Source organism: Rhizobium sp. YAF28, from assembly GCF_052113285.1.
Classification (GTDB): Bacteria; Pseudomonadota; Alphaproteobacteria; order Rhizobiales; family Rhizobiaceae; genus Rhizobium.
On record NZ_JBFRCX010000028.1, the window covers coordinates 1 to 1,979 of the forward strand.

Genomic DNA, 1,979 nt, shown 5'->3' on the forward strand with positions numbered 1-1,979 from the left:
GTCATCGTGATGGACTCGGGCATCGGCATGGCGGCCTCCGGTCTTGCGCAGACGGGAAACCGCCAGAATGCCAGCCTTGGCTAAGGGGGCGACATTTCTATCTAGCTGCAGTCCGACATTAGCATGTAGCCGCTACATCGTTTGTCTAGGCGGTTCTGAAAGGTCGGGTCTTCCGCTAAATAGAAATGTCAGTCCGGGCGTGCTTTTTGTGCGGGGTGGGATGTTTTTTGTGGGGTGCCCGTAAGGCGGTGGCGCTGGCCGATGGCGCCTGAGCCGGGAGCAGGGTGGGACATTCCGTTCCCGCGATGGCGCGTTCCAGATCCAGCCGGTTGATCAGCCGTTGGCGCTTGACGTTCAAGGGCACCTTGGCCGGGCGCGGCGACTCGCCCGAGAGCGTGCGCGACGGCGCGCTCCAGTGCCGGCTGTCCCGCTCGGCCTGGACCGTGGCGGCAATCGCGAGCACGTGCCCGAGCCGCTTGTTGTCCACGATCGCGCCCTGATCCACCTCCGGCAACCGGTCATAGGTGGTGTAGGGCAGGGCAGCGCCATCGGCCCATAGCTCGACCCGGCCATCGGGGTACTCCGCCACCTCGATATAGCGGTGGATCAGCCGGCGATGTTCAGGCAGGTCCTCGATCAGGTACATGACCTTCGCATACTGCAGTGTGAGGCTCTGCGAGACCTTGCGCCATTCGCGCCAGCTGAAGATCCGTTCCAGGTCCTCGTCACCGCRCAGCGGCCGATGGGCATCGAAGTCGCTGCGCGGCACCTTGGCGAAGCGCGCGTTGAAGTCAGCCATGAAGGCCGGCGCGTAGGCGTTGGCGGCTTCCATGCTGGAAATCTCCCGCAGCCGCAATTCCTTGACCAACCGGTCCTGCAGCGTGCCGTTCATTCGCTCGACGCGGCCCTTGGCCTGGCTCGTGTTGGCGCACAGGATGTCGATGTTCARCTCGAASAGGGCRCGYCCGAACTGCGTATAGCCGCGGCCTTCGGCATTCTCCTGYCGGTTGACGCGGAAGAYSCCRGCCTTGTCSGAATAGAACGCCTGCGGCTTGCCGTGGCGCTCGATGTAGGCCCGGGCGGCGGCGAAGTAGGCCGGCGTCGATTCGGTCGGCACGAACAGCAGCTSCATYAGCCKGMCGSTGGCGTCGTCGACRWASACCAGCAGCGTGCACGCCGCCGCCCGGTCCTCGAACCAGTGATGATCGCTGCCATCGATCTGCACCAGCTCGCCCAGGCAGGCGCGGCGGTTCCTCGGCTGGTGGACCTTGGGCGGGCGCAGCTTCCTCGGCACCCAGAAGCCGGCGTCGATCATGATCCGGCGGACGCACGCGGAGGAGATATCAATGCCGTGGCGCTCGCGCAGCTTCTCGGCGGCCAGGGTCGGCCCAAAGTCGGCGTAGCTGTCGCGGACGAGGCCGCGGACACGAGATTCCAGGCCGGGAGGCAACTGGCGATTGCTGGAACGTCCGCGCTTGCGCGATACCAGCCCGCTTGGCCCGTCCTCCAGGAGCCGCAAGACCAGCCGTCTGACATGCCGGGCACTGACGCCCAGACGTTCGGCTGCCCGCCAGCGCGCAAGGTGCCCATCGGCCACAGCCTGGATCACCTTCATGCGGTCAACTTCGCGCATGCTCATGGTCACCAATCCTTGTCTGTGCATGGCTGCCTCCCAAAGCGCCCGACGAAACTCGGAGCGTACGGGGAGGCAGCCTCAGGTGACATCTCTATTCGTCGCAAAGGTGACATTACTAATAACGGCCAACATCCTAGCTATCTATAATAAAGCTTATGTTAAATGGAATCGCAATGCGATCCGCTGTCCGTTTGCGGAAATCTGTTCCATCATCCACGCCGGTTCCATCAGGCGAGCCCGCTGCGCGCGATGGCGCTCCCCCTGGTCCTAGCGCAATGGGCATCGCGGGCGAGCGTGCTCCTGGCGGACGGAGCTCCACGCCGTCATCCGCGATGCTCGAGCC

Annotated in this window: 1 pseudogene; it reads right to left on the reverse strand. The window is 64.4% G+C overall.

Going from position 1 to position 1,979, the window contains the following annotated elements:
* Window positions 1-304 precede the first annotated feature (304 nt).
* A pseudogene (locus tag AB4Z13_RS32705) lies at window positions 305-1,663 on the reverse strand (ISNCY family transposase); the annotation flags it as partial.
* Between the last annotated feature and the right edge of the window lie 316 nt (window positions 1,664-1,979).